This window comes from Pseudomonas sp. P7758, assembly GCF_013386485.1.
Classification (GTDB): Bacteria; Pseudomonadota; Gammaproteobacteria; order Pseudomonadales; family Pseudomonadaceae; genus Aquipseudomonas.
Map to the genome: position 1 here is coordinate 1 of NZ_JACARS010000291.1, position 827 is coordinate 827.

Below are 827 nucleotides of genomic sequence, written 5' to 3' on the forward strand. Positions count from 1 at the left end.
CCGCTGGTGCCACGTACGCAGGTGGCTGGCCCTGTGGTGCTGAAGGTCGAAGCGCTGGGCAAGGTGTTCCGCAGCCGCAGCGGTTGGTGGGGGCGGCGTACGACTCAGGCGTTGGATGCGGTTCAGCTGCAATTGCGTGAAGGCGAGACGTTGGGGATTGTGGGGGAGTCGGGGTCGGGCAAGTCGACCCTGGGTCGGTGCCTGGTGCGTTTGCTGCGTGCTGACAGCGGGCGGATCGAGTGGTTGGGGCGGGAGGTCGCGGGGTTGTCTGAAGGGCGGCTGCGAGCGTTGCGCAGTGATGTGCAGATGATTTTCCAGGATCCGTTTGCGTCGCTCAATCCGCGGCAGACGGTGGGGCAGATTGTTATGACTGGGCCTTTGGTGCAGGGGGTTTCCAAGGAGGATGCCGAGCGGCGGGCCCGTGAGTTGCTGGGGTTGGTGGGGTTGCCGGCAGCGGCGTTTGAGCGGTTTCCTCATGAGTTTTCCGGGGGGCAACGGCAGCGCATAGGGATCGCCCGGGCGTTGGCGGTGGAGCCTAAGGTGTTGATCGCTGATGAGTGTGTATCGGCGCTTGATGCGCTGATCCAGGTGCAGATTCTGGAGTTGCTGGAGTCGCTGCAGCGGCGGTTCAGGTTGAGCATTGTGTTTATTACTCATGACTTGCGGGTGGCTGCGCGGTTGTGCGACCGGATTGCGGTGATGCGTCAGGGGAGGGTGGTGGAGCAGGGGGAGACGGCGGCGCTGTTTGCTGATGCGCGGCATCCTTATACGCGGGAGTTGTTGATGGCTGAGGCCATCTGACTTGGGGTGTTGGGGTTTGTGGCATA

The 827-nt window shown here is 63.1% G+C and carries 1 protein-coding gene; it reads left to right on the forward strand.

Translation table 11 applies throughout. From position 1 onward, the window contains the following. Positions 1-801: ATP-binding cassette domain-containing protein (locus tag HX873_RS31555; protein ID WP_177123885.1), on the forward strand; the 801-nt coding region annotated here is incomplete at its 5' end. Positions 802-827: the final 26 nt, after the last annotated feature.